A 26,504-nucleotide genomic window follows, 5' to 3' on the forward strand; every position below is an offset into this window, starting at 1 on the left:
AGATAATTGTCCGTCAGCGCCACGAATCGAGGCCGGTCGGTCGTCCGCTCGCGTCCGCGCTGTCAGACGCTCCGGCGGTGGCCGCCGATCCGCGAGCGAGCGTTCACCGACGGACAGCGAGACCCCTTCTCGACGCCCGCGTGCTCGACGGGGTCGCCGAGACGCGGTACGGTGGTGCGGTCGTGGACGCGGTACATCCCGGTGTAGTCGTGGCCGATCGGGGAGTCGAGACGGTCGGACTCCCCGGACGTTCGTCGAGGAGCGCGCCTCTCGGGACGAGTTCGTCGCACGGATCGAGTACTGGCATAACTTTAAGAAACCTACACCGCGTACTACTGGTATGGCCGCTCACGGCCGGCCCGCACTGCGGGACTTGTTCGACGAGTCGCCCACGCCCCACATCGCCCATCCCCCGCGGACCCACCATCGTGACTTCTACGTTGCTACCGACGGGTCCTTCCGGGGACCGGGCGGCGGACTGGGCGCCGTTATCGAAACGCGCGACGGCACCCGCGTCGCACGCGTCGCGACCGCGGACACGCCGCCGGACAACAACGTCGCGGAGTATCGGGCACTCCACCTCGGACTGGACGTCCTCGCCGCGCGAGCGCCACGAGACGCCTCGGTCGGCGTCCTCATCGACCACGACGCGCTCGCCAGTAACGTCAACAGTGCCATCCTCGCGACGCGACATCCGGACGGGAAGCCGCCCCGTCCCGTCTCCATCCCGACCGCGACGCGGTATCACTGGCGCGGCATTCGCGCCCGGCTCAACGGATTCGACGAAGTGCGGGCCGCCCGGATCGACAGCGATCAAAACCCCGCCCACCCGCTCGCGAACGCGCCGGACCAGTACCGCCACGTCAACCGGGAACCCGACCGCTGTGTCCTCCCCGACGTGCCGGAGCCGACTGCCGCCGAGTTCCCTCCACCGTCCCGGGCGGACCGAAACAGCGGTGGCGGCGGTCGCGCGTCCGACTGATCGCCACCGGACGGCGCTCCGTTCGCCCCCGAATCGACCGGAACCGCCATCGTTTTCTCACCGCTCGAGCAAGTCGTCTCCGATGAGCCTTCGCGTCGCGGTCGCCGCCCCGTTCATCCAGAACGGCACCCGTCGCCTCAAGGAAAACGAGTTCGTCGTCGCCCTCTCGCTCGATCGGGACTGGTTCTCCCCCGATCAAGCCAAGCGACTGATCGATATCGCGACCAAGGAGGGGCTCCTCGAGCGCGACGACGATGGCCTCGCGGTCACGTTCGATCCCGTCGGCGTAACGGTGCCCGAGGAGTTCGTCCCCGACGAGGACCTCCTGCGGGAACGGTCGGCGTTCGAACGGGTGCTCGATTCGCTGGTCGCCGAAGGGATGGAGAAACACGAGGCCGTCGGCGCGATCAACACCCTCCAGCGGGAACTCGGCCTGACGATCGAGGCCGCCGCGGTGGTCTACGCCCGCCGCGAAGGCATCGACGTCGACGATCTCGTCCCGATCGCCCGGTCGGCCGTCCGCGACACCGAAGACGGTTAATCCCGCGAGACCGAGCGACGGACATGGTCGAGGATCGGATCACCGACGGTCGCCGGATCGCCGAACTCCTCTCGAGCGAAGTCGACGGCCGCGAGGACGGCCAACTCGCGTCCTTCGCCGTGAGGAACGCCGATCGAGACGTCGAACCGACGCCCGACGGCGCTCGCGCCTACGACATCGCTCGCCGCGACGACCGACTCGCTCGCGTGTTCGTCCACGAGGATCGTGCTCGCCTCGAGTTCGAGGCCGGGCAGGAGACAGCGGCCGAGACGGCCAGGGAACTCGACCTTCGGGTACGACCGACGGCGACGACCCCGCCACGAACGCTCGTCTTCGTCGAACGCGGTGCCGACGTCAAACGCGCGACCGACGTCTTACAGCGAGTGAGCCGTCGACTCGAGGACGACGACGCGTAGCGAGGGCTCGGCGTCGCACACGGAAAACCGGGAGACGCGCCCGAAATCGGGGGCATACGGATCGTTGTCAGGCAATTCCGGCGCTCCCACGACCCGTCCGTGGAGTCGCCGGTTGCTCGGGACAGGGGACCGTCTCATTCGTTGCCACCGTCGCAATCCCCTTGACGGCGCTTCCCCTACGCCGCGATATGGCGACCGTCAGCGCGGGGGCGCGACTCCACGTCGGCTTCCAGAACCTCTCGCTCGCTCGCGATCGGCTTTACGGCGGTATCGGCATCGGACTCGCGGAGCCGCGGGTAACCGTCACCGCTGACCCCGCCGCTTCCGTCGAGGCCGACGATCCGTTGGTCCTGGAGTACGCGAACTGCGCCGCCGACATCCTCGAGGTCCCCGGCGTCGCGGTCGCGCTCGAGGAATCGCTGCCACGCCACGTCGGTCTCGGGAGCGGGACCCAGCTCGCACTCGCCGTGCTCACGGCGACGGCGCGTGCCCACGGTCTCGAGGCACGAATCCGCGAGCACGCGCCCGCGATGGGTCGGGGCGGCCGCAGCGGCGTCGGGGTCGCGACGTTCGAGGGCGGCGGGTTCGTCGTCGACGCCGGCCATCCGACGAACCGATTTACGACCGAGCCGCCGGCGGCGGGTGACTGGACGGTCCCCCCGGTCGTGGCCCGTCACGAACTGCCCGCAGACTGGCGGTTTCTGGTCGTCGTCCCCGACGCCGACCCCGGCCGCAGCGGCGACGACGAGGACGCGAGCATGCGGACGGTCGTCGAACGCGCGGATCCCGCGATCGCCGACGAGATCGCCGGCGTCGTCACTCGACGACTGCTCCCGGCCGCGGCGGCTGGCCGCCTCGAGGCGTTCGGCGAGGCGATCGCCGAGATCGGGCGCAAGAACGGCGTCTGGTACGCCGACGCCCAGGGGGGCGTCTTTCGGCCACCCGCGGGCGAACTCGTCGAATCGCTCCGGGAGTGTCCGGTTCTCTCGGGGGTCGGCCAGTCGTCGTGGGGACCGGTCGTCTACGGCGTCACCGATACCATCCACGCCGACGAGGCCACGGCTGCGGCCGAAGACGCGCTCTCGGCTCGCGGACTCGAGGGAACGGTCGTTCTCACGGCGGCGGCCGAGACCGGGGCTCACGTTCGGACGGACGAGTGATGCCAGCGGTCGGTGAAGCGGTTTCGGTCGACCCGCTCTCGACGCCCGTCAACGAAGCGGAAGTTGCCCACAACACGTAAGCGGATCCGACTGAACGGACACGTATGGAGCGGATGCCGCTGGGAATCTCGCGGCTCGATCGGATGATCGGTGGTGGAGCACCGACCGGGAGCGTCGTCCTTCTGGCGGGCGAACCCGGGGCCGGCGCGCGGGAGTTCTGTTACACGAGCGCCGCGATGAGCGGGCTCATCGACGCCGATCCCGAGCTGTTCGATCTCTACTACGGCGACCTCGAGCCCGGCACGACGGTTCCCGACGACGTCCACTACGTCTCGTTTACCGACGAACGGAGTGCCGTCGTCACCGAGATGGAGTTCGTCATGGACGACGAACTCGTCCGGACGGGAATGGACGACGTAACGTACGTCGAGTTCGCCGAGGAGTACTTCCAGCTGACGCCGGTCCCGACCGACTGGTACGCCGAGAGCATGGCCGACATCACCGAACTCGGCAGTCACAACGATCGGACCGACGTCCTCGAGGCGCTGGGGGAGTACCTGACCGACCACGCGGCGGATAGCGTGGTCGTGATCGATTCGGTCACTGACCTGGTCGCAGCGGCCGACGACCGGCTCGGCTGGTCGGACCTGACCGTCCTGTTGAAGGGGCTCAAACGCGCCTCTCATCGATGGGGCGGCCTGATCCTCCTGCTGGTCAACTCGGAGCTCCTCGAACAGACCGAGCTCGGCCGGCTCAAGGAAGCCACCGACGGGACCCTGCTGTTCGAGTGGGAAAGCGGCGGCTCGGAACGGGCCAGAACCCTCGTCGTCGAGCAGTTCCGCGGCGTGCTCTCCCGACTCGAGGACGAGGACATCGTCCGGTTCGAAACGGAGATTCACGACGGCGGCTTCGACATCAGTAACGTCCGAAAGATCCGGTGACGGCTGGTTTCGATCGGGGGACGCTCTAAACTCTCACAAACTCTTATACGGTTGATGTCCCTACTACGGGTAGATGCCGAGTCAGGATCGCGACGAGGGCAGCGTCTCCGTTCCACTCCCGCCAGGGGTCGACGACTGGGTGGTGGCGGAAGCGACGCGACGCGGCGAGAGCCGCGACGATTTCTGTCGTCGCCTGGTGACGGCCGTCCGGACCGTCGCGACCGACGACGACTTCGAGGTCGCCGACCGTGACGAACTCGAGGCCCAGCGCGACGAGTTCACCGATCTCCTCGCGGACGTCCGTGCTCGCGTGGTACAGCTCAAAGGGGAACTCGACGACAAAGCTCCGGCGGACCACCGCCACCCGGATCGAGCCACCGCGGACGATCTCGAGGCGACCCACAGGGACCTTGCGGCCCTCGAATCGACCGTGGAGGGCGGGTTCGACAACTTCGAGATCGTCCTCGACGACCTCCTCGCGGAGACGGACGGACTCGCCGACCGATCGACGCTGCTCGCTCGGGCGGTCGTGGATCTCCGGGAGCAGCGCGAGGAGCTCGCCGCACAACAGCGCCGGCGAACCGCCACGGACCGACTCAAACTGGCGGCCAACAGGCTCGGAATCACGACGGCGAACTGTGAGGACTGTGGCTCGAGCGTCGGCATCGCGTTGCTGACCGCACCCGAGTGTCCCCACTGTGCGAGCGCGTTCACCGATGTCGCGAAAAAGGCGTCCGTCTTCGGCTCCAACCGACTGCAGACGGCCGATCCGCCGGCCCTCGAGGGCCGCGTGGAGGCCGACGACGGGCCGACGACCGCGGGGGTCTTCGCGGCGGTCGAAGCGGAGGCCGAATCGGTCGACGATGACGCCGAGACGCCGGTTTCACCGACCGAAACGGAGGACCCTCTCGATGACTGACGGGTCGGATTCTGCGGCCGAGGACCGCTTCGAATTCACGCATCCCGACGAGTCGAATCCGCCGGCGGCTGGCGATTCCGACGACGAGGGCGACGATCCCGACCCGATGGCGGCTGGCGACCCAGACGACGAAGGCGATGGCGATCCCGACCCGGTGGCGGCTGGCGCTTCCAGCGGCGACACCGACGCTGATGGGAGTCGTCGATCCGCTCCACTCGGTGACCTCGCCGCGAGCGCCGAGGGAGCGGCCGACGGAACCGACTCGGATCGGTCACCATCGAGCGCGCCCGACTTCGACGAACTGTTCGACCGGCAGGAGACCGGTGAGACCGACAGCGACCGTCTGTGGGCACGACTCGAGGCCGCCGACGCGGACGGGCCATCGGGCGGGCCGGACGGTCGGGTGATCCGCGAGGTCGAGAAGCGATCCTACTGCCAGGGCTGTGATTACTTCTCGGAGCCACCCGACGTCGCGTGCGCTCACGAGGACGCCGAGATTCTCACCGTGCCCAGCGTATCGACGTTCCGCGTTGCGGACTGTCCGTTCGTCCTCGAGGACGAGGCACTCGAGGGGACGGAGTGAGTTTGCTGGTTGCCGGCCAACTGGTGTGTTTTTGCGTGCCGAGTTCGTAGACGGGAAGTATGCAGTTTTGCGACGACTGCGGTTCGATGATGAAAGCGCAGGGCGAGCGCATGGTCTGTACGAACGACGACTGCGGGGCCTCGAGCGAACGGGACCGCGAGCAGGAAGACGCGTTCGTCACGACGGAGTCCCAGACCGACGATGACGTGATCGAGTCGAGCGAGGAGGCCAACTTCGAGGGCAAACCGAAGGCGACGGATATCATCTGCGACGAGTGCGGTGCCGAGGAAGCCTGGTACACGCTCAAGCAGACGGCGTCGGCCGACGAACCGCCGACGCGGTTTTTCAAGTGTACCGAGTGTGGGTACCGCTGGCGGGAGTACAACTGACGGCCGTGTAGCGTGCACACTCGAGACCCGTTTACCCCGTCAGTCACGGGGCACAACGTTCACGTCCGTTCGGACGTATCGACGGGTAACGAATGTCCGACGGGCCGCGACTCCCGGGCGTCGAGAGCGAGGACGACGAGGATCGGATCGTCTGTCACGTCGACGCCGACTGCTTCTACGCCTCCTGTGAGCGGTTGCGCGAGCCCGAACTCCGGGGCGAACCCGTCGTCGTCGGCATGGGTTACGAGGACGGCGAGACGATCGGTGCCGTCGCCACCGCCAGCTACGAGGCCCGCGAGTTCGGCGTCGAGAGCGCACAGGCGATCTCGACGGCCCTCGAGCGGCTCCCCCGGCGCGGGGCGTTCGAGGACGACGAGGTCGACGACGACCTCGAGCGCGAGGCGACCGGCTACTACCGCCCCGTCGACATGGACTACTACGAGGCGGTCGCGAGCGACGTCCGGGAGATCCTCCACGACTGTGCCGACGTCGTCCGCGAGGTGAGCATCGACGAGGCCTACCTCGACGTGACCGAGCGGACGGCCTGGGAGGTGGCGGAGGGGTTCGCCCGGCACGTGAAAGATCGTATCCGCCGGGAGGTCGGCGTCACCGTCAGCGTCGGCGTCGCACCCACGATGAGTACGGCAAAGATCGCCAGCGACTTCGACAAGCCAGACGGCCTCACCGTCGTCGACCCCGACGGTGTGCAGGCGTTCCTCGCCCCGCTCGAGGTCGACTTGCTCCACGGCGTCGGTCCCGTGACGGCCCGCGAACTGCGGGCGCTGGGGCTGGAGACGGCGGGCGACGTCGCCGAGGCCGACCCGGAACCGCTGGTCGAGCGATTCGGCGAGCGCGGTCGGGAGCTGTACGACCGCGCGCGCGGCGAGGACGACCGGCGGGTCGAACCGAAAGGCGACCCTAAGAGTTTCTCACGGGAGTCGGCGTTCGCCGAACCGGTCGACGACCCGGCCCCGAAGTACGACCTGATCGAGACGCTTGCGGCCGCCGTCGCCGACCGCGCACGGCGGGAAGGCGCGCTATACCGGACGATCGGGGTCAAGGCCGTCACGCCGCCGTACGACGTCAACACCCGCGAGCGGTCGCTGCCCGGCCCCGTCGACGATCCCGACCTCGTCGACCGCATCGCTCGCGACCTGTTCGCCGAGTTCGATCGCGAGCCCGTCCGCAAGCTCGGCGTCCGCGTGGCGAACCTCGAGTTCGCGGCCGCCGATCAGGCCAGCCTCGAGAGCTGGGAGGGCGACCCAGCGGGCGCGAACACCGATCCGGACGGGGCGTCAGCCCCTGAGGGAGCGGCGCCGGGGTCGGATCTGGAACCGGCCCACGACGATCGGTCGGCCGGCCAGTCGTCGCTCGGGGATTTCTCCTAATCGGGGCGCGTTCGGCCGACGCGGTCGCAATACTCCCGGTTCCGGAGCGTGGAACCGACGCCGTTGGCTATGCACCGGGCGGAGCGTCGCCGGCCGGGCAGTCGAACACCTTCGATGCCGCCCGTTCGGCCGTATAACCGAACTGGAAAGAGCACCGAAATTATAACCCCTCCCCGCTAATCCCCGTAGCAGACCACATCGATCCCCCGCTCATATGACAGACGATTTCTATGATCTGCTGGAGATCCCGCCCGATGCCTCTCAGGACGAGATCAAGGACGCCTATCGCGACCAGGTTCGCGTCTACCACCCCGACCTGAACGACGACGATCGCGCACAGGCCCAGTTCACCGCCGTTCAGACGGCGTACGATATTCTCGGCGATCCGGTCGAGCGACAGGCCTACGATCGACTCGGCCACGAGGAGTACGTCGCGAAACGGACCAGCGGGCTCCCCTCACCCGACGTCTGGAAGACCGACGACGGCGACGAGGACGACTCCGACGGGACGGAACTGAGCTACTCGGAATCGGAGACGGCGTCCGCGTCCGCGTCCTCGGCGGCCGGCGCGAGCGGCGCGAAATCGGCGGCCGGGGTGGGGGGTGGGACCTCCTCCTCGGCAGCGGCCGGTTCGAGCGCGTCGACGGCCGGTACGACTGGTGGGACGTCGACCGGGACCGGTGGAACGGGGCGTCGCGGATCGGGATCGAGCAGTCAACGCGAACGCAGGGACGGCGCGAGTGCGAACGGGACCGGTCAATCCCGCGGGACGCGCTCGCGATCCGCGTCTCGATCGGACGCTGAATCCTCGATCGCGGCCTGGTGGCGACGGCGAAACCTCTCGTTGCCGTTGCTCTGGCTCTCAGTGCTCGTCTACGCGGCCGGTCTCGGTCAGTTTGCCATCGAGCATCGGGCAGCGCTCGACTCGCTTCGGGCGGCCCTGCGTGTGACCGGTGGCGATCCGGCGGCCGTCTGGACGCTGCTCTCGGAGAGCCGCCACGGTCTCGAGACACCTGTGGGGTTCGTCCGGACCGTCACGGTCGTGACCCCGCCACTCGAGGGGTGGCTCTGGTACGGCGTACTAGCGGGCGTCGTCGCCCTCGCGGTCCTTGGCCTGCTCGTCGTTCGAGTGGTTCGTCGGGAGAACACGTGGGGGCCGCTGACGATCGACGAGACGATCGTCGTCGCGCTCGTGCTGGCGGCCACGACGACGCTGATCGGCGGTCCGTTGCTCGCGGGAGCCGTCCTCATGCCGCTGTTGTTCGGCGTGATCGTCCGCCACACGAGACGCGGCGCGGGCTGGACGCCGTCGTATCTCTACGTCGTTCCAGTGCTCGCCCCGCTCGCTGGGTTCGGCGTGTCGCTGGCCGGCTCCGCCACGTTAGCCGTCGACCTCGCCGTATTCGCGTTTCTCCCCGTGGTGGGCGGGCTGGCGCTGCCGTTGCGGGCGACGGTCCTGAAGTACGGCGGTCGCTAGCGACATCCCACGGCGATCCGAGGGGAGCCAGTTCGTCGCGACATCGATCCCGGAGTCGACTCGTGGACGGGACCGGGTTTTGCGTGGCACGCTCGAGCCGACACTCGGGCGATCCCCGTGAGACGGTGTGTCGTCGGCCGTCCGTGCTACCGATTAGTTGAAATGCGACAGATGCCAAGGCCTCGCATGGCCAAATACTCGACCGGTTCGTCCGGTGGCGGTGGCGGGACGAACTGCGAACTCTGTGGTGCCGAGAGCGATTCACTCACGCTCGCATCGGTCTCCGGAGCCGAGCTCGAGGTCTGTCCGGACTGCGCGCCACACGACGACTCGAAGACACACGGCGAGGACCGGAATCGGGCGCGGAGCGAGCAGGACGCGGGCTCCGACGACGAACCGAGCCGCCGGCAGAAGGCAGCCCAGAACGTCGCGAAAGCGAACCCCGTCTGGGACGGTGACTCCAAACACTGGGAGAGCGAGGGAACCAATTACGACGACGATCCGCTGCCGTACCTGGTTTCGGACTACGGCGAGGCCCTCGTCGAGGCACGGCGGGAGGCCGGCCTCCAGCGGGAAGAACTCGCCGACGAGCTCGGGGCCTCGGAGACGGACATCCTCGCAGTCGAACAGGGGCGCGCGACGCAGGCCGGCGTCGGTGGCGGTCTGATCGAAGCCCTCGAGGAGCGACTGGACGTGACCCTCGCGGAGTAACGGGGGGTCTATTCTCGGCTCGGAGACGGTCTCGGCGGCCAGACTTTTAAGCGCCGACGACCCACTGTGACCGATGACCGGGCAACGGGCGGCAGCGGAGCCGTACGTGACGCGATTCGAGACCGAGGTGACGGCGATCGACGGCCGGCAGGTCTGGCTCGAGCGCAGTCACTTCTACGGCGCGGGCGGTGGACAGCCGGCCGATCGCGGGACGATCGGCGATATCGCGGTGACGGACGTCCAGCTCGTCGACGGCGAGGTCGTTCACGTGCTGGCCGCAGAGCCGTCCTTTCGGCCGGACCAGCGCGTCCTCTGTTCGGTCGACCGGTCGTTCCGGATGTACTGCACGCGGGCCCATACCGCCGGCCACGTCCTCGTCGGGGCCGCGCGGCGGCTGCTCGAGGACGTGACGGACGCCGGTCTCGAGATCGGATCGGAGACGGTTCGGGTCGACCTCGAAACGACCGCGACCCTCGACGACGAGACGCTGATCGAACTGGACGAGCGCGTCAACCGCGTCGTCTGGGAGTCGCGGCCGGTATCGTGGGACGACGTGTCGATTTCGGCGGCCCGCGAGCGCGACGACATCGGCTTCGATCCGGAGATCGACGCGGCCGCCGTCGAGAAGGGGCGGGTCCGGATCGTCACGATCGCGGACGAAACCGACAGAGTGAGCCGAGAGGGCGTTACCGGAACGACCACCTCGAGGGAGCCCTGGGACGCCACGGCCTGTGGCGGGACCCACGTGCGGAACACGCGCGAAATCGGCCCCGTCGCGGTGGTCGGCTGCTCGAGCCCTGCCGAGGGCGTCCGTCGGATCGAGTTCGCCGTCGGGCCGGCGGCGATCGACCGACGCACCGCGGAAAAACGAGCCGCCTTCGCGGCGATGGAGTCGCTCGAGGTCGACCTCGAGGACGTCCGCGACGAACTCGAGCGTGAGGCGAGTCGCCGGTAACGGTCAGTGACGCCGCGCTCTCGCTCGAGGAGAGCGGGCGACCGTTGCAAGCAACGGCTTCATTCGTCTCGGGTCCGATGTTCCGACCAGCGACGACACCGGTACCGCGTCCACGGGAGGTAGAAACTATTACTACCATTGGAGTGAATGTCTATCCATGGGAGTCGACTACTCACAGCTGCACGATCCGAACGCCGAGTACACGATGCGAGACCTCTCGGCAGAGACGATGGGGGTCACTCGCGAGCGTGGCGGTGGCCGGGACGTCGAGATCACGGACGTCCAGACGACGATGGTCGACGGCAACTTCCCGTGGACGCTCGTGCGGATCTACACGGACGCGGGGATCGTCGGCACCGGGGAGGCCTACTGGGGGGCCGGCGCGCCGGAACTCATCGAACGGATGACGCCGTTCCTGCAGGGCGAGAACCCGCTGGACATCGACCGGTTGACCGAACACCTCGTCCAGAAGATGTCCGGCGAGGGCTCGATCGGCGGCGTCACCGTCACCGCGATTTCGGGGATCGAGGTCGCACTCCACGACCTCGCCGGCAAGATCCTCGAGGTGCCGGCCTACCAGCTGCTCGGTGGCAAGTACCGCGACGAGATGCGGGTCTACTGCGACTGCCACACCGAGGAAGAGGCCGATCCCGAGGCCTGCGCCGACGAGGCCGAGCGCGTCGTCGAAGAACTGGGCTACGACGCCCTGAAATTCGACCTCGACGTGCCGAGCGGTCACGAGAAGGACCGCGCGAACCGTCACCTCCGGAATCCCGAGATCGAACACAAGGCTGCGATCGTCGAAAAAGTCACCGAGCGCGTCGGTGACCGTGCGGACGTCGCCTTCGACTGTCACTGGACGTTCTCCGGCGGCAGCGCGAAGCGTCTCGCGAAGCGACTCGAGGAGTACGACGTCTGGTGGCTCGAGGACCCCGTGCCGCCGGAGAACCACGACGTCCAGCGGGAGGTCACACAGTCGACGTCGACGCCGATCACCGTCGGCGAGAACGTCTACCGCAAGCACGGCCAGCGCCGCCTGCTCGAGGAGCAGGCCGTCGACATGATCGCGCCGGACATGCCCAAGGTCGGCGGCATGCGCGAGACGCGGAAGATCGCCGACCTCGCCGATATGTACTACGTCCCGGTCGCGATGCACAACGTCGCCTCGCCGGTCGCGACGGTCGCCAGCGCCCACGTCGGCGCAGCGATCCCGAACTCGCTTGCGGTGGAATACCACTCCTACGAACTCGGCTGGTGGGAGGACCTCGTCGAGGAGGACGTCATCGAGGACGGCTACATCGAGATCCCCGAGGACCCCGGTCTGGGCGTCACCCTCGACATGGACGCCGTCGAGGACCACATGGTCGAAGGCGAGGAGCTCTTCGACGAGGCGTAGGCGGAGCGCTCACTGCGGCCGACAGCACGGTCGGTCGTCGTCCGGGAATCGTGGTGTACCAATACACCACACATTTAGTTTCCGAGCCGGAAGCTATTCCATGGACTGGCGACGGCTCTGTGCAGACGGCGGCGAACCCGACTCCACTCCTCGACTCGAGAGCGGCGACGGCTCACACCACCCCGGGCCGCCGCGGTTCGTCACCGTCGACGAAGGTATCGTCGACCCGACCGGAAACGAGATGGAGGCGCGCGACGACCTCGCGCCGTGGAATCCCGACGGCGACGCCACGTACGACTGGACGGTGCTCGATTCGCCCGCGGACTCGACGGCGACACCGACCGACGGCCCGGTCGCCGAGTTCGAACCGGACGTGCCGGGCGAGTACACGCTCGCGCTCGAGGCCCCCGACGGAACGCACGAACTGGCGGTTCGCGCGTTTCCCGAGCCGGACGACGACGCGCCCCGACCGCAGGTCGAACTCGACGCGACGGTCGCGGACGGCCGGGTACACCTCTCGGCGACCGCGAGCGTCGTCGGCGACGGCAACCCAGATATCGAGTTCTACGTCGACGACCGGAACGAGGACGTCCTCGAGGCCGACGGCACGATTCCCGTCAGCGCGATCGACGAACCGACCCGCGTCTACGCCGTCGCCGTAGACGAGCGACACTCCGTTCCGGATGCGGTCGAACTGGTCCCCGACGGCGAGGGGACGGAGGCAACGGTCAGCGTCGTCCACCCGTTCGAACCGCCCGAGTGGGCCGTCAACTCGGTCGTCTACGAGATTTTCACGCGCCGGTTCCCGGATCGGGACGATCCCACGTTCGAGACGATCGCGGATCGACTCGATCACCTCGAGCGCCTCGGGATCGACGTCCTCTGGTTGACACCGTTTCTCGAGGCCGAAAGCGGGTTCGGAACGCCGATGGAGTTCGGTGGCCCACACGGCTACAACACGACCGACTACTACAGCGTCGACCCGGATCTCGGGACGATGGCCGACCTCGAGGCGCTGGTCGACGCCTGCCACGACCGGGGTATCCGCGTCGTCTTTGACCTCGTGATCAACCACACGGCGGATACGCATCCGTTCTACGAGGCCGCAGTCGACGAGACGCATCCCGATCACGACCGATATCGAGACTGGTACCGCTGGGAGGATTTCGACGAGCGGGACGCGGATACCTACTTCGGCTGGGACGGCATTCCGAACCTGAACTACGGCAATCCCGAGGTCCGAGCGTACCTGCTGGAAGTCGTGGACTTCTGGGCCGACAAAGTCGACGGGTTTCGGGCCGACGTCGCCTGGGGCGTGCCCTTGAGCTTCTGGACCGAGGTGTACGACCGGGTCGGCGGCAGCGATAGCGAGTTCTTTCTCCTGGACGAGACGCTGCCCTCCGATACCGAGATGGGTGGCGGCCGATTCCACATGCATCACGACGACGTCCTCCACGACACGCTCGAGCAGTTGGGTGAATCGTTCGCTGACGGTCGTGCCGACGACTCGCGCACGAGCGACGGGACGGACGACCCTGCCGACGAGGCGACAGCGACCGAGGAGGACGCGGTCGCCGACGAGTTTACCGACTCCGCGGCCGGGCTGGATACGACGACCGCCGACGCGATCCTCGAGGCGGTCGAGAACCGGCAGCGCCGCGGTTCCCACCCCGACTCGCAGTGGTTGCTGTACGTCGAGAACCACGACACCGATCGCTATCTCGCCGAGCACGGACGGGCGGCGCAACTGGCCGCGGGCGCTGTGACCTTCACACTCCCCGGCTCACCGATGCTCTACTACGGACAGGAAACCGGCGTCACGGGACGACGCGACCCGATGAACTGGGACGCGTTCGACGAGGAACTGCTCGAGCACTACGAGCGACTCATCGACCTTCGGAAAACCGATCCAGCGCTGCAAGCCGGGGCGGAACTCGAGCGGATTCCCTATGACGTGGACACCGACGCCGCCGTCGCGTTCGCTCGGCGGGACCCCGAAAGCGGTCGCCGCCTCGTCGTGGCGCTTCACTTCGGAGCGGGGACCGCAACGGTCGAGATCGACGAACCTGTCGTCGAAACCGACCTTCTGACTGGGTCGAACGTGGGTGACGGTGTCGACGGACAGCGGTCGCTCTCGGTCGAGACCGTAGTCGTCCTCGAGAGCGACGGGAGCCATTGAACGCCGATCTACAGCCGTCGAACGGTCGGGACGGCACCCGACGTCTCGGCATCGCTGGCGAGTTGCGGTAACGACTAGTTGCGAACGAAATGACCGCTCGAAAGCGTCCTCAGCCCTCCATGCCGCCGAAGGAGAGGCCGCTCTCGACGTAATTCTGTGCGAAGAAGTAGATGATCGCGACCGGGGAGGCAAACAGGAGCGCGAACGCCGAGAACTGGGTCCACGGCGTTTCGAACCGGCCGGATTGCGCGAGCGAGAACAGTTCGACCGCCAGCGTGTAATTGTTCGGCCGGAGTAGCGTCTGTGCGATGATGAACTCGTTCCACCCCGCCAGGAAGGTGAAGACGAGCACGACTGCGATACCGGGTTTCGACAGCGGCAGGATCACTTCCCGAATGACGTCCCACCGGCCGGCGCCGTCGACGATCGCGGCCTCCTCGTAGGAGACCGGGATGTTGTCCATGAACGTCTTGAGCAACCACGTGTTGAACGGGATCGCCCCGGCTGCGTAGAACAGACCGAGTACGAGAAGGTTGTTGCTCAGTCCGAGATTAACGAACAGCGCGTACAGCGCGATCAACGTCGCGATCGAGAGGCCAGCACCGACCTGTGTGAACAGGACGTAGCCGTAGAGGATCTTCTCGCGGCCGAGGAAGTCGCGTCGCGAGAGTGCGTACGCACCCGGGATGACGACCGACATCGACACGCTGACCGTGACGAAGACGACGACCAGGCTGTTGACGAGCGCGTCCTGGAACGCCGACTCGAAGAGGACCCACCGATAGGCCTCGAGGTTGTAGCTGGACGGATCGGCGAAGATGCCCTCGGTACTCATCAGTCCCGATCCCTGGGAGAGCGACGCGGTGAAGACCCAGTAGATGGGGAACATGAGCACTACCAGGATGCCGATCGCTCCGCCGCTTGCGGCGATCGTCTTCGCGGTATCTCTCAGGTCTCGACCGTTACTCCCGATCTGCTCGTCGACCTGCGTCTCGGTTTCGGACGATGTCATTACGCGTTCACCCCTTCGGCGAGGTCGCCTTTCCTCACCGCGAGCCACATGAACAGGCCGATGAACGCGATAGCAGTCACCATGATCGCGGAGCCGAAGGCGTACTCGTCGAGGGCGGTCGCCTCACGGTAGCCGTAGACGAGGATGAGTTCGTTCTGGCGAGAGGGGCCGCCCTTGTTGAAGATCCACGGGACGAGGAACTGTTGAAACGACGTCGCAGCGGTCAGGATCGAGCCGAACATGACCGGGCGCTTGATCGACGGGAGCGTGACGTGCCGGAATCTATGGAGGTAGCCCGCACCGTCGACCTTCGCCGCATCGTGGAGCTCCGCCGGGACGTCCTGAAGCGCGCTCACGATTATGATCACCATGAACGGGTATGCTAGCCAGACTTCCGTCGTGACGTACGCGAGGAACGCGCTCCATCGACCGCTGGTGAGCCACCCGACCGGGACGTCGGCGAGTAGTAGTTCGGGCGCGTTGATCGTCGCGAAAACGACGACCGTATCGATCGCGCTCACGAGACCCGTGATGGCACTATTGTAATAATCGAGCAACTGGTTCAGCGGGCCGAACCGAGCACCGCTGAACAGCCCTTTCCAGACCGTGATCGTAAAGACCGTCGGGAACCCCATCGGGACGATGACGACGGCCCGCATGAATCGCTTGCCCACCACGCGAGCGTGCGTGAGGACCATCGCCAGCCCGAGCGAGAGCGCGATCTTGACGACCAGACTCACGCCGACGAACAACCAGGTGGTTCCAAACGAGGTCCAGAACTGCGAATCCGAATAGAGTTGCTTGTAGTTTTCGAGTCCGATCACGCTCGAGCCGCCCCCGATGACTGTTCCGGCGTGGGTCGCGTCGGTCAGCGACAGGTAGATCAGGAAGGTGATGGGGAACAGCATGAACGAGCCAAACAGGACGACGCCGGGCAACACGAGGAGAAGGCCGAACAGATCGATCTCCGTCGCGTCGCCGGGAAGCCGCTGTTGACCCCGTTCGGACACGCGTTTGAGGAATGATGACGTTGACATGGAGTGAAGCTATTGAGCGCGGTTAGTCCCAGCGGCTGCGGATCTCTTCGGCGGCCGACGTCATCGCTTCTTTGGCACCCGCCTGATCGTTGAAGACCTTCTCGAGTCCGCTCTCGAACGTGGTCCAGAACGCCTGGTTCACTCGCGGATCGACCGGCATCGGCGTCCCCATATCGACGCTTTCGGCAAACATTGCGACGTCCTCGCCGAGATCGTCGGAGCCGGTGTACTCCTGGTGAACGGGAATCAGGCCGTGTTCGGTTGCGTTGTCCATGATGACGTCCTCGCTGGTCGCGTACCACTCCGCCCACTCCATGGTCGTATCGAACGCCGCCTCCTCCGCACCGTCGAGTTCCGACGTGAAGTACCACGTCTGCACGCCCGTGTACGGCGTGAGACTGCCACCGTCGACCTCGGGAAGTGGTGCGACAGTAGCGTCGACGCCACTGTCGCGGAAGCCACTGACCTGCCACGGACCGTTGATCGCGAACGGCGCGTTGCCGTCGGCGAACGGCGGCATCTGTCCACCGTACGTGGTATCGTCTGCGACGTACTCCCAGACGGTGTTCTCGAGGAGTTCGAGTCCTTCGATGAACGCGTCCGACTCGATACCGACGTCCCGGTTCTCTTCATCGTAGATGTTTCCGCCGAAGGCCTGCAAGAACGCGCTCACGAAGTAGCCCGTCGTCGGCGGACAGGAGAGCCCCCACGTGCTGTTTTCGGGTTCGTGGTGCTCGTCCATGATGTCGACCATCTCCGAGACCGTTTCCGGCGGTTCCTCGACCAGATCCGGATTGTACATGAGTGACACCGTCTCGGACCCGTAGGGGAGGCCGTAGACGCCGTCATCCCACTGAACTGCCGCTGCAGCGTTTTCGGTGAACGTTCCCTCGAGGTCGAGGTCGACATCCTTCGCCGCGTCGTAGAGGAAATCCTGGCTCTGATACTTCCCGATCCGGTCGTGGGCCCATGGGAAGGTGTGCGGGCCGTTCCCTGCCGGGATGGCCGTCTTGAGTTGTCCTTCCAGATCGGAGAGGTTCTCGGACTGGAGTTCGTCGTCCCGCCCCTCGTTGAACGTCTCGAGGTGTTTGTCGAGGGTTTCCTGCTCGCCTTCCGTGAACTCGTTCCAGAGGGTCGTCCCCTGGTCACCGCCACCGAGCAGTCCGCCGAGACATCCCGCGAGTGTTAGCGACGTTGTAACCCCGCCGATCCCCTTGAGTGCGTTCCTGCGATACAGTGTCATGGCAAACAGTGATGAATAATATCTTCATATATTTAATTGTTAGGATGCTGCCCCGTCAGAGGGGGAACGCATACCGTGTATCGATGTTTATCGGCTTCTATCGTCGTTTCAGGGCCTCTCGCTCGATGTACGGGCCTGTGTCGAACTGACTCTTCGACGTGTCTGCCGCCTCCCGTCCTGTCGCGCATTCGGACGAAAAGACAATAGCCGATATATTTGGTGTAATATTACTTCCCAAATTCTATCTTTTGGGAAAAGATTATACGTCGCCTAACCGAACGGACACGAAAATGGCACGAGTAACGGTCGAATCGCTGCGGAAGGAATACGACGCCGGGTCGGTCGTCGCCGTCGACGACCTCGACCTCGAGATCGAGGACGGCGAGTTCGTGACCGTAGTCGGCCCGTCGGGCTGTGGGAAAACGACGACGCTTCGGATGTTCTCCGGCCTCGAGCAACCGACGTCCGGACGAATTCGGATCGGCGACGAAGACGTTACGGACGTCCACGCGAAGGATCGCGACGTCGCGATGGTGTTCCAGAATTACGCACTCTATCCTCACAAAACCGTCTTCGAGAACATGGCGTTCGGGCTCCGGATGAGTACCGACTTGAGCGAGTCCGAGCGCGAGCAGCGGGTCGTCGAAACGGCCGAGATGATGGACATCGAGGAGCTCCTCGAGGACAAACCGGACGAGCTGTCGGGCGGTCAGAAACAGCGGGTGGCGCTCGGGCGAGCGATCGTCAGGGAACCCGATCTGTTCCTGTTCGACGAGCCACTCAGCAACCTCGACGCCAAACTCCGGACGAGTATGCGCGCCGAGATCCAGCGGTTGCAAAACGAACTCGGGATCACCGCCGTCTACGTCACGCACGATCAACACGAGGCGATGACGATGGGCGATCGAATCGTCATCCTCGATGGCGGAAAACTCCAGCAACAGGGGAAGCCAACCGACGTTTACGAGAACCCGGTCAACGAGTTCGTCGCCGGCTTCGTCGGCTCGCCGTCGATGAACTTCCTCGAGGTCGCCGTCGAACCGAAGGGTGACCGACTCCGCTTGACCGGTCCCGACGGCGGGTTCGAGTTCGAACTCTCGGCGGCGTACGTCGACAGCCACGAGGAGGGACTCCAGTCGAGTCGGTATACGCTCGGTGTCCGCCCGGAAAACGTCAGGATCGCGGACCGGGGTGCAGCCAACTCGATCACGGCGACCATCGACGTTGTCGAACCGGTCGGCTCCGACAACTTCCTCCATCTCGACCTGAGCAGCGAGTTCATCGCCCGCGTCGACTCGGACGTCGACCTCGAGCCGGGCGATCGGGTCTCGCTCACGTTCGACGAGTCGGACGTTCACCTGTTCGACTCCGAAACCGGTCGTAACGTCGTCTCTCACGAACGCAACGCGCCGCCAGCCACGACCTGATCCGGCGTCGACGCCCGGTTTCCGTTCCGAAGCAATCGAGATCCGTTAGTCCCGCACCGGCACACGCTCCTCGTCGTCGGGACGCGTCAGTGGCCCCGTCTCCGCGAGTGCGCTCGCCGTCGCGAGCCGGATCGCGTGGGGCCATCCCAGCGGCGTCGCGCTGTCGGCCGTGCCGTCGTCGAACACCTGTTCGGGGAGGTAGCCCCCGGCCCGGCGAAGCGGGCCGTCGGGGCCGACCAGTTCCAGCAGGGACCGACCGCGATCGTCGAACGTCTCGGCTTCCTCCCGGTCGTTTGCGGCCAGTACGTCACGGAGTTCGATCGCGGCGTGGGCGCCCCAGGCCGTCGTCACCGTCCAGATCTTTTCGCCCTCCTGTTCGCGTCCGCGCCAGGGGTCTCCCTCGAAGCGAGCGAGCCCCTCGACTGACCCCTCCGGGTTCCGATAGAGCCCGTCGATGGTCGTTTCGACGTGGGAAACGAGCCGATCGAGCCGGTCGTCCTCGACGCCCTCGAGTGCGTCGTATTCCGTGTGGGCCGACGCCAGCGCCAGCGTACTCCCGTCGAGTCGGTCGTCGACCTCGCCGTCCTCGATCCGCATCGCGTAGCTCCCGCGTTCGGGCACCCAGAGGTCGTCGAGGGCCTCGTAGACCGTTCGGGCACGCTCTCGGGCCCGCGCCGCGAGCGCCTCGTCGACCGGTGCTCGCGCGATCGCCGCGTAGGCCTCGAGGAACGTCGCCGAGGTGTGTGTGAACCGTCCGGTCATGTTCTCCCAGGCGTTCTGGACGCGTTCGGGGAGGCCGTCAGCGGCGAGCGACGCGTCCAGGCCGTCGACCGCGGCCGCGAGCGTCTCTCGAATCAGTTCGTCATCGGGATCGACGTGACGGAGATACGTCGCGAGAAACGCCGCCACGCTCGCGGTCTGGTCGGCCTGATACTCCGCCGACTCGCCGTTTTCGACCCGGCCGTGTGCCCAGCCGGGTGCGAGCCGGCCGCTGTGTGGCCACACTCGGTGTGGCCAGGTCCCGTCGGCCAACTGCGTTTCGGCGTAGAAACGGGCGCTCTTCGCGTGCCACGACCCGAGCCCGAGTTCCAGCCGCCGATCGGTCTCCAGTAGGAACCGCGATATCTCCGCATCGTCTCGGAACCAGGTGTAGCCGTAGCCGCCGGAATACCGGTAGAACGGGTCGAACTCGGGGCCGGCCATCCGTGCCCCCGTCGGCGCCCGTAACAACGCGAGCGCGCGGAGATCCGAGGTCCCATCTTCGATGCCGTGATCCGGAACGGGCAACTGATCCGTAGCCTGTTCGCGACCCGCCGCGAGCACGGCCTCGAGATCAGCGTGTTCGGCGACGCTGGTCCGGATGCGCTCTAGCGTGTCGGCTCGGTCGCCGTCGTCCGAGAGCAACGTCGCGACGGTCGCGCTCGGGGCCGAGCCGACAAGCTCGATTTCGGCCATCGCGGTCGGACTGAGCCGGGCTTCCTCGTAGCGGTCGTCCGCCGGCGATCGGGGGAACTCGGTCGGCTCCGCCGCGAGGAGCTCCGCGAATCGCTCGGGGACCTGCCCGCTCACGGTGAGGCCGGTCGAGGCCGCGAGGAAATCCCGCTCGGTGTCGTGGTGGACCTCGACGGCGTCGTCGTGCCAGAGCTGACCGACCCGTCCGGCTCGCCCCTCCGGAGCGAACCCTAGGCAGGCATGGAGCGTGACGTCGCCGGAAATCCCGGCATCCTCCTCGAGGACGAAATGAGTCAGATGGAGCCGCCCGATCGTGACGTCGTACTGCATACAGCTCGAGTCGCCGACGGTGTGGGCCGTTTCGACGATCGCGGTGTTCGCGAGGTACCGTTGTTCACAGCTGTCGTCGAACCAGCGAACGTCCCCATCCGTTTCGAGCCCGAAGCGGGAACGGTCGATGCCGGACAGCCCCGAGAGCGGATAGGAGTAGTCCCTGATCGATCCGTCGGCGGCGACGTGGACGAGACGCTCGTCGAGTCCCGAGAAGAGTCCCGCCGTGGATCTGCGCTCACCGGGAAACCGCCGTGGGTCTCCCTGTGACCGTTTGAAGTCATTGAGGGCGCCGTGTAGTTCCATCGTTCTTACACTCCACTCGGGGGCCAATAAACTTTGTTGAAAAATGTATTCCCACTTTGCAGACGTAGCGCGGGACGGGGCGGTGCCCAGCGACCGGATCCCGTCCAGCGGTCGCCGATCCGTTCGCAGGCGGCGGCCGGACCGTGCATACTTTACATCGACCGCTCGATCTGTGACGTACTGGATACACATGGACGACGACGAGCTTGCGGCACTGCTCGAGCGATTCGGGCTCTCCGAGAAGGAAACTGACACCTACCTCGCGATTCTCGATCACGGGGAATCGAAAGCGAGTACCATCGCCGACGCCGCCGACGTCTCGAAGCGCTACGTCTACAGCATCAGCGAAGAGCTCGAGGAGCGTGGCTTCGTCGAGGTCGACGACCACTCGGTCCCGACGGTCATTCGCCCCGTCCAGCCCGACACGGTCGTCGGTCGGCTCACTGATAGCATCGACGAGATCGAGCCGGAGCTGCAATCGCGGTATACGGCGACCGAACGCGCCGACGAACAGTTCGAGGTGATCAAATCCCGGCAGACGGTACTCAAGCGACTCGAGAACCTGCTGGCCGGGGCCGAAACGGAAGTGACGCTTTCCCTGCCCGCCGCGGTGCTCCCGCAGATCCGGTCGACGCTCGAAGCCACGGTCGAGCGGGGCGTGCTCGTCCTCCTCCTGTTAGGTGCGACGGAGGGGGACCAGGACATCGCCTCGCTGGCCGGAACGGCCAGTACGGTCCGTACCTGGGACGCGCTCGTCCCGACGATGTTGACGGTCGACGGCCAACACGGGCTGCTCGCACCCAGCAAGATACTCACGACCGCCACGAGCGACACGCGGGCGATCGCACTCACCCAGGAGCAACTCGTTCCCGTCCTCGCCGGCTCCTTCCTGGCGAACTACTGGCCGACTGCCGAGGAACGGTACGTCACGACTCCCAACGACCTTCCCTGTACGTACGAGGGATTCCGGAGCGCGGTCTTCCAGATCGCGCTCTATCGGGCGACGGACACCCGCATCGAGGCGTCGGTTACCGGCTCACCGGTCGGCGACGCCGACCTCCCGTCGTCGCTCACCGGCGAGGTCGTCGACGTTCGACAGAGTCTCGTCCGGCCGGTCACCTCGACGCTCCCGATCGAGAACGCGTTTGAACTCGAGGTCGACGGCGAGCGCTACACCGTCGGCGGCACCGGCGCGTTCCTCGAGGATTACGAGGCCCAGTCGGTCACTATCCGCAAGCTCGAGGACTGACGCGTCGGTATCCTCGATTGTCTCTATTGTGAGTAAATTTCTTGAACTCGGGGTGCGCAGTCCTCTCTGTAATGTACATCCTGTCGAAGCACGCACGGTTCGCACACGGGCGTCGAACAACGACCACTGGGGGCGGGGCAGCCGCATGATCGAGAAACGAACTGTCCGGGACCGGATCGTCGAAGGCGGCGTTATCGCCGTCCTTCGCGGTGTCGACGAGGAGCGGATCGTGCCGGTCGCACGCGCGATTCACGACGCCGGCGTCGACGCGCTCGAGATCACGGCGGATGGAACGCGCGCGGCCGAACAACTCGCGGCCGTCGACCGGGAACTCGCCGACACCGACGCCGTCGTCGGCGCGGGGACCGTCCTCGACGCCTCGAGCGCTCAGTCCATGATCGACGCGGGCGCATCGTTCGTCGTCTCGCCACACGTCGACGCCGACGTCGTGCGGACCTGCAACCGACACGGGGTCCTCGTCGCGCCTGGGGTCATGACCCCCACGGAGGCCGTGACGGCGATGGAAGCCGGCGCGGATCTCCTCAAACTGTTTCCCGCGTCGACGGTCGGACCCAGCCACATCGGCGCGCTCGCGGGGCCGCTGGGCGACGTCGACGTCGTTCCGACGGGCGGCGTCTCGCGGGACAACGTCGCCGACTTCTTCGACGCCGGCGCGGCGGCAGTCGGTGCGGGCGGTGCGATCATCGACGATGCGGCCGTCACCGACGGCGATATGGCGCAGGTCCGAGAGACGGCCGCGTCGTTCGTCGACGCGGTCGAGTCGGCACGCGAGAACTGACGTCCCGTTCTCGACCGGCACAACCCGGCAGTCCGTGGGAACGGGTTCGATCGCTGCCCATGCTGGTTACCGTTTTATCCACCTCATCGAAGTGGGATCTGGCGTGACGCCAGATCCCGACCACTGTTCTCGCAGACGGCTATTGACCGCCGCCGGGGCCGCGACAGCGTTCGGTCTCGGCAGTGTCATAACCGGCGGTGCACAGAACGACGACGCGAGTTCGAACGAGACGACGCCGGACGAACGGGGACCCGATCAACTCGAGAGCCAGTATTCGACCGTCTACCAGGAGACGATCGACTCGGTCGTCCTCGTCACCGTCGCCGGGACGGGCGGCCCCGGTCCCGGTGGCGGTGGCGGACTCGGATCCGGGTTCGCCGTCGACGACCAGCACATCGTGACGAACAACCACGTCGTCCAGACCGCCCCCGAGGACGGCATCGAAATTCAGTTTCGCAATCAGGAGTGGCGAACCGCGTCGATCGTCGGCACGGACGTCTACAGCGATCTCGCCGTCCTGGAAGTCGACGATATGCCGGAGATCGCCGCTGGGCTCTCGTTCGTCGAGTCCGGTGCGGTGATCGGACAGGAGGTGTTGACCCTCGGCAACCCGCTTGGGTTCAACGCCTCGATCTCTCAGGGGATCGTCAGTGGAATCGACCGGTCGTTGCCAAGCCCGACCGGGTTCTCGATTCCGGCTGCCATCCAGACCGATGCGGCCGTCAACGCCGGCAACAGCGGCGGCCCCCTCGTGAACCTCGAGGGCGAGGTACTCGGCGTCGTCTTCGCCGGCGCCTCCCAGACGATCGGCTTCGCCATCTCGGCGCGGCTCGCGAACCGGGTCGTCCCCGCGCTCATCGACGACGGCGCGTACGAACACGCCTATATGGGCGTCGGGGTTCAGCCCGTCGGGCCGGAGATCGCCGAGACGGTCGATCTCGAGGAGGCGACCGGCGTCCTGGTCCTGGAAATCGTCCCGGACGCGCCCGCGGACGGCGTCCTCGAGCCGGCCAGCACCGACCGACCGGGCAGTGGGGACGTGATCATCGCCGTCGATGGCCAGGCAATCCCGACCCAGGCGGCGCTCTCGTCGTATCTCGCACTCGAGACCGAACCCGGCGAGACGATCGAACTCGAGATCGTTCGGGACGGCGAACGCCAGTCCGTCGACCTGACGCTCGCGGCCCGGCCGGACGCCGAACGGGCCCGTGTCCCGATCGGTGGTCGACCGCGCGAGCGGCCCCCAGGGGCGGGACCGTGAGCGACGGACGGAACGGCCCTCGATTTTGACGAGCCGTGATCACGCCGTGCCCCCGACGAGATCGTCGTCACCCGTATCGACCTCGTCGGGGTCGCGATCGATCCGCTCGAGTTCGTCCTCGATCTCGGCTTCCCGTTCCGCTTCGTGCTCGATTGCTCCGTCGGCGTCGTCATCGGCCATCGACGGGGAGTCGACGCCGAGCCGTTTGGACACGGGGTCGTCGAGTGCGACGTCGACGCTGGCCCGACGTCGCAGTCGACGTGGCTGCCACACGGACACGAAAGACAGATAAAAGACGCCGCGCTGTGAATAGACATATATGGACGTTCCGTACGACCTCACCTCGTACGTTCGGGTGCTGAAAATGGCGACCACACCCACTAGTGAGGAGTTCCTCCAGGTATCGAAAATCGCCGGTGCAGGGATCATCCTGGTTGGATTGATCGGATTCCTCATCGGCACGATCATGCTGTTCCTGACCAGCGGTGGTGGCATCTAATGGGAATCTTCGCTGTCAAAACGACGGCGAGCCAGGAACGTACCGTCGCGGACATGATCATCAACCGCGAGGAAGCCGAGATTCACGCCGCGCTCGCACCCGATTCGTTGACCTCGTACGTCATGGTCGAGGCCGACGGCGATGCCGCCCTCAACCGTGTGCTCGAGGACATCCCACACGCCCAGAGCATCGTCCCCGGCGAGTCGGACATTTCCGAGGTCGAACACTTCCTCTCGCCGAAGCCCGACGTCGAGGGGATCGCCGAAGGCGACATCATCGAACTCATCGCCGGGCCGTTCAAAGGCGAAAAAGCGCAGGTCCAGCGGATCGACGAAGGCAAAGATCAGGTGACGGTCGAACTGTACGAGGCGACGGTCCCGATTCCCGTCACGGTTCGGGGCGACCAGATTCGCGTGCTCGATAGCGACGAACGATAGGTCGTCGGACCGTGCGAATCGTACGAGACCGGGGGTCTCGCAGACAGTAACGAGCCAGCCGACCGTATGTCCGAAATCGTCGCCAAGTACAGACGCGGAGTCGTCCCATCGGCGACGAAACCGGTACTGCGCCGAACCGGGCTGGCGCTCGCTATCCTTTCAGTTCCGTCGCGATCGCTTGCATATTCGCCTCCGACTCGATTTCCTCGAGTAGCTCCTCGCGTTCCCGGACTTCCTCGGAGCTCGCACCGTAGGCACGGACGTATTCGGCGCGGCTGTGTTCGGTAAAGGCGTGCCGAATCGCGAGATAGCCGTCGGGAACGACGGTCCCACAGACCTTGCACTCGCGGCGTTGATGTTCCGTCGCCTGATGGACCACGGCCGATTCGACGTCCTCGTAGACTGCGCCACAGCCGTCGATCCCACATTCCCAGGCCATTCGATAGTGGAATTCGAACGGCCGTCCTAATGATCTTTTCGCAGCCCGCGTTTCGGCCAGAATATACGATCGGACGGCAGCCAGCGGGGAATCGGCGACGAACCGACGGCCGTCATCGGTCGAGACGGCTGCTGGGAGGCGGCCGCCAAATCAGAATGCATAACTCGACCGTCTCGGAAGTAGTGATCGTGACCGACGGAGTGACGTTCAGAATCGACTGTCACGTGAAGGTGCTCGACGATCGCGTCGTCGAACGGGCCAAACGGGCCAACCTCGATGCGATCGTCTACGCACCCCATTTCACCCGCCTCCCGGAGATCCGCGAGCGAGCCGCGGCCTACTCCGACGAGGAGTTGCTGGTGCTTCCCGGTCGCGAGGTCTTTACTGGCTCCTGGCGGAATCGCAAGCACGTCCTCGCGATCGGCCTCGAGGAGCCCGTCCCGGATTTCATCCCGCTCGAGGCGGCGATGGCCGAGTTCGACCGCCAGGACGCGGCAGTGGTAGTCCCCCATCCGGAGTTCGCGAACGTGAGCCTCTCCGAGACGGACCTGCGGACGTACGCCGAGACGGTCGACGCCGTCGAAATTTTCAACCCGCGACACCTGCCCACGAACAATTGTCGCGCGCGTAAGCTCACCGCTGGCCTCTCTCTCCCCCCGTTTGCCTCCTCGTACGCACACATGCCGCGATCCGTCGGCGTTGCTCATACCGGGTTCGACGTGGCTCTCGAGAACGAGGCGGAGATCGTGACCGCGCTCGCGGACGGGATCGGCCGCCGTGTCGTCTACGACAACGGCCTCGAGCGCTGGCGGACGACGGCGATGGAACTCGGCCACTTCGCCTACGAGAACACCTGGAAGAAGGTCGATCGGCTCTTCCTCTCGGGCACCGAGCCGACCCACCCACACCACATCGCTTACGACGGCCGGTTCGACGACGTCGCGGTTTACTAACGCCCGAGAGCCGTTCACTCCGC

28 protein-coding genes are annotated in these 26,504 nt (G+C 66.1%); 21 read left to right on the forward strand and 7 right to left on the reverse strand.

What is annotated here, in order from left to right; all coding sequences use genetic code 11:
- Positions 1-62: 62 nt before the first annotated feature.
- Positions 63-290 carry a hypothetical protein gene (locus CP557_RS01065; RefSeq protein WP_097378199.1) on the reverse strand — a complete coding sequence of 76 codons (228 nt, stop codon included), beginning with the start codon at positions 288-290 and terminating at the stop codon, positions 63-65.
- Between the two features lie 50 nt (positions 291-340).
- On the opposite strand from CP557_RS01065, the gene CP557_RS01070 reads away from it, so the two are divergent.
- The 14 genes from CP557_RS01070 (at position 341) to CP557_RS01135 (ending at position 14,037) form a co-directional block, all read left to right on the forward strand.
- Positions 341-982, forward strand: a complete 642-nt coding sequence (locus CP557_RS01070) for a ribonuclease H family protein (protein WP_097378200.1) — start codon at positions 341-343, stop codon at positions 980-982.
- Positions 983-1,064: 82 nt separating this feature from the next.
- Entirely contained in the window at positions 1,065-1,523 is a 459-nt protein-coding gene (locus CP557_RS01075; RefSeq protein ID WP_097378201.1) for a DUF2240 family protein, read from the forward strand.
- Positions 1,524-1,546: 23 nt separating this feature from the next.
- Positions 1,547-1,939 carry a hypothetical protein gene (locus CP557_RS01080; protein WP_097378202.1) on the forward strand — a complete coding sequence of 131 codons (393 nt, stop codon included), beginning with the start codon at positions 1,547-1,549 and terminating at the stop codon, positions 1,937-1,939.
- Between the two features lie 188 nt (positions 1,940-2,127).
- The gene (locus tag CP557_RS01085) at positions 2,128-3,099 is read left to right on the forward strand and encodes a beta-ribofuranosylaminobenzene 5'-phosphate synthase family protein (protein WP_097378203.1); all 972 of its coding nucleotides are present in this window, start codon (positions 2,128-2,130) and stop codon (positions 3,097-3,099) included.
- A 104-nt stretch (positions 3,100-3,203) separates the two neighbouring features.
- Positions 3,204-4,040: an RAD55 family ATPase gene (locus CP557_RS01090; protein WP_097378204.1), complete on the forward strand. Its 837-nt coding sequence runs from the start codon at positions 3,204-3,206 to the stop codon at positions 4,038-4,040.
- 73 nt (positions 4,041-4,113) lie between these two features.
- Positions 4,114-4,959: a hypothetical protein gene (locus CP557_RS01095; protein WP_097378205.1), complete on the forward strand. Its 846-nt coding sequence runs from the start codon at positions 4,114-4,116 to the stop codon at positions 4,957-4,959.
- The gene (locus CP557_RS01100; RefSeq protein WP_097378206.1) at positions 4,952-5,542 is read left to right on the forward strand and encodes a hypothetical protein; all 591 of its coding nucleotides are present in this window, start codon (positions 4,952-4,954) and stop codon (positions 5,540-5,542) included. Before CP557_RS01095 ends, CP557_RS01100 begins: the two co-directional genes overlap by 8 nt.
- Before the next feature lie 59 nt (positions 5,543-5,601).
- Positions 5,602-5,931 (forward strand): transcription factor S, encoded by a 330-nt coding sequence (locus CP557_RS01105; protein ID WP_097378207.1) that lies wholly within the window; start codon positions 5,602-5,604, stop codon positions 5,929-5,931.
- Between the two features lie 92 nt (positions 5,932-6,023).
- Positions 6,024-7,319 carry a DNA polymerase IV gene (gene dinB / locus CP557_RS01110; RefSeq protein ID WP_097378208.1) on the forward strand — a complete coding sequence of 432 codons (1,296 nt, stop codon included), beginning with the start codon at positions 6,024-6,026 and terminating at the stop codon, positions 7,317-7,319.
- 214 nt (positions 7,320-7,533) lie between these two features.
- The gene (locus CP557_RS01115; protein ID WP_097378209.1) at positions 7,534-8,796 is read left to right on the forward strand and encodes a J domain-containing protein; all 1,263 of its coding nucleotides are present in this window, start codon (positions 7,534-7,536) and stop codon (positions 8,794-8,796) included.
- Between the two features lie 186 nt (positions 8,797-8,982).
- A complete protein-coding gene (locus CP557_RS01120) occupies positions 8,983-9,507 on the forward strand; it encodes a helix-turn-helix domain-containing protein (RefSeq protein ID WP_097378210.1) in 525 nt (174 codons plus the stop codon).
- Positions 9,508-9,580: 73 nt separating this feature from the next.
- Positions 9,581-10,462 carry an alanine--tRNA ligase-related protein gene (locus CP557_RS01125; RefSeq protein ID WP_097378211.1) on the forward strand — a complete coding sequence of 294 codons (882 nt, stop codon included), beginning with the start codon at positions 9,581-9,583 and terminating at the stop codon, positions 10,460-10,462.
- A gap of 157 nt (positions 10,463-10,619) precedes the next feature.
- A complete protein-coding gene (locus CP557_RS01130) occupies positions 10,620-11,858 on the forward strand; it encodes a mandelate racemase/muconate lactonizing enzyme family protein (RefSeq protein WP_097378212.1) in 1,239 nt (412 codons plus the stop codon).
- 100 nt (positions 11,859-11,958) lie between these two features.
- Positions 11,959-14,037, forward strand: coding sequence for an alpha-amylase family glycosyl hydrolase (locus tag CP557_RS01135; RefSeq protein WP_097378213.1), 2,079 nt, complete (start codon positions 11,959-11,961; stop codon positions 14,035-14,037).
- Between the two features lie 109 nt (positions 14,038-14,146).
- Here CP557_RS01135 and CP557_RS01140 read toward each other — a convergent pair whose 3' ends face one another.
- The 3 genes from CP557_RS01140 to CP557_RS01150 are packed head-to-tail and all read right to left on the reverse strand — an operon-like array spanning position 14,147 to position 17,329.
- Positions 14,147-15,049, reverse strand: a complete 903-nt coding sequence (locus CP557_RS01140) for a sugar ABC transporter permease (protein ID WP_097378214.1) — start codon at positions 15,047-15,049, stop codon at positions 14,147-14,149.
- Complete coding sequence (locus tag CP557_RS01145) at positions 15,049-16,086, reverse strand: carbohydrate ABC transporter permease (protein WP_097378215.1); 1,038 nt, start codon at positions 16,084-16,086, stop codon at positions 15,049-15,051. Before CP557_RS01145 ends, CP557_RS01140 begins: the two co-directional genes overlap by 1 nt.
- Positions 16,087-16,108: 22 nt before the next feature.
- Positions 16,109-17,329 (reverse strand): extracellular solute-binding protein, encoded by a 1,221-nt coding sequence (locus CP557_RS01150; RefSeq protein WP_097378216.1) that lies wholly within the window; start codon positions 17,327-17,329, stop codon positions 16,109-16,111.
- Between the two features lie 290 nt (positions 17,330-17,619).
- On the opposite strand from CP557_RS01150, the gene CP557_RS01155 reads away from it, so the two are divergent.
- Positions 17,620-18,756, forward strand: coding sequence for an ABC transporter ATP-binding protein (locus CP557_RS01155; protein WP_097378217.1), 1,137 nt, complete (start codon positions 17,620-17,622; stop codon positions 18,754-18,756).
- A gap of 45 nt (positions 18,757-18,801) precedes the next feature.
- On the opposite strand, the gene CP557_RS01160 is transcribed toward CP557_RS01155, so the two are convergent.
- Positions 18,802-20,844 carry a glycoside hydrolase family 15 protein gene (locus CP557_RS01160; RefSeq protein WP_097378218.1) on the reverse strand — a complete coding sequence of 681 codons (2,043 nt, stop codon included), beginning with the start codon at positions 20,842-20,844 and terminating at the stop codon, positions 18,802-18,804.
- Between the two features lie 190 nt (positions 20,845-21,034).
- Between CP557_RS01160 and CP557_RS01165 the strand changes: the two genes are divergently transcribed.
- From CP557_RS01165 to CP557_RS01175, 3 genes are all read left to right on the forward strand, one after another.
- The gene (locus CP557_RS01165; protein ID WP_097378219.1) at positions 21,035-22,093 is read left to right on the forward strand and encodes a TrmB family transcriptional regulator; all 1,059 of its coding nucleotides are present in this window, start codon (positions 21,035-21,037) and stop codon (positions 22,091-22,093) included.
- A 145-nt stretch (positions 22,094-22,238) separates the two neighbouring features.
- The gene (locus CP557_RS01170; protein ID WP_097378220.1) at positions 22,239-22,892 is read left to right on the forward strand and encodes a bifunctional 4-hydroxy-2-oxoglutarate aldolase/2-dehydro-3-deoxy-phosphogluconate aldolase; all 654 of its coding nucleotides are present in this window, start codon (positions 22,239-22,241) and stop codon (positions 22,890-22,892) included.
- 103 nt (positions 22,893-22,995) lie between these two features.
- Complete coding sequence (locus CP557_RS01175) at positions 22,996-24,153, forward strand: S1C family serine protease (protein ID WP_245852856.1); 1,158 nt, start codon at positions 22,996-22,998, stop codon at positions 24,151-24,153.
- 39 nt (positions 24,154-24,192) lie between these two features.
- On the opposite strand, the gene CP557_RS01180 is transcribed toward CP557_RS01175, so the two are convergent.
- Positions 24,193-24,432, reverse strand: coding sequence for a hypothetical protein (locus CP557_RS01180; protein WP_143824994.1), 240 nt, complete (start codon positions 24,430-24,432; stop codon positions 24,193-24,195).
- Between the two features lie 40 nt (positions 24,433-24,472).
- Here CP557_RS01180 and CP557_RS01185 point away from each other — a divergent pair, with 40 nt between their 5' ends.
- Entirely contained in the window at positions 24,473-24,652 is a 180-nt protein-coding gene (locus CP557_RS01185; protein ID WP_097378223.1) for a protein translocase SEC61 complex subunit gamma, read from the forward strand.
- On the forward strand, positions 24,652-25,089 hold the full coding sequence (locus tag CP557_RS01190) for a transcription elongation factor Spt5 (protein ID WP_097378224.1): 438 nt from the start codon (positions 24,652-24,654) through the stop codon (positions 25,087-25,089). The genes CP557_RS01185 and CP557_RS01190 overlap by 1 nt, the downstream gene beginning before the upstream one ends.
- Before the next feature lie 151 nt (positions 25,090-25,240).
- On the opposite strand, the gene CP557_RS01195 is transcribed toward CP557_RS01190, so the two are convergent.
- Positions 25,241-25,528, reverse strand: a complete 288-nt coding sequence (locus CP557_RS01195) for a DUF7565 family protein (protein ID WP_097378225.1) — start codon at positions 25,526-25,528, stop codon at positions 25,241-25,243.
- Between the two features lie 200 nt (positions 25,529-25,728).
- Here CP557_RS01195 and CP557_RS01200 point away from each other — a divergent pair, with 200 nt between their 5' ends.
- Positions 25,729-26,481: a PHP domain-containing protein gene (locus CP557_RS01200; RefSeq protein ID WP_097381476.1), complete on the forward strand. Its 753-nt coding sequence runs from the start codon at positions 25,729-25,731 to the stop codon at positions 26,479-26,481.
- The last annotated feature ends 23 nt before the right edge of the window (positions 26,482-26,504 follow it).

Source organism: Natrinema ejinorense (assembly GCF_002494345.1).
Taxonomy (GTDB): Archaea; Halobacteriota; Halobacteria; order Halobacteriales; family Natrialbaceae; genus Natrinema; species Natrinema longum.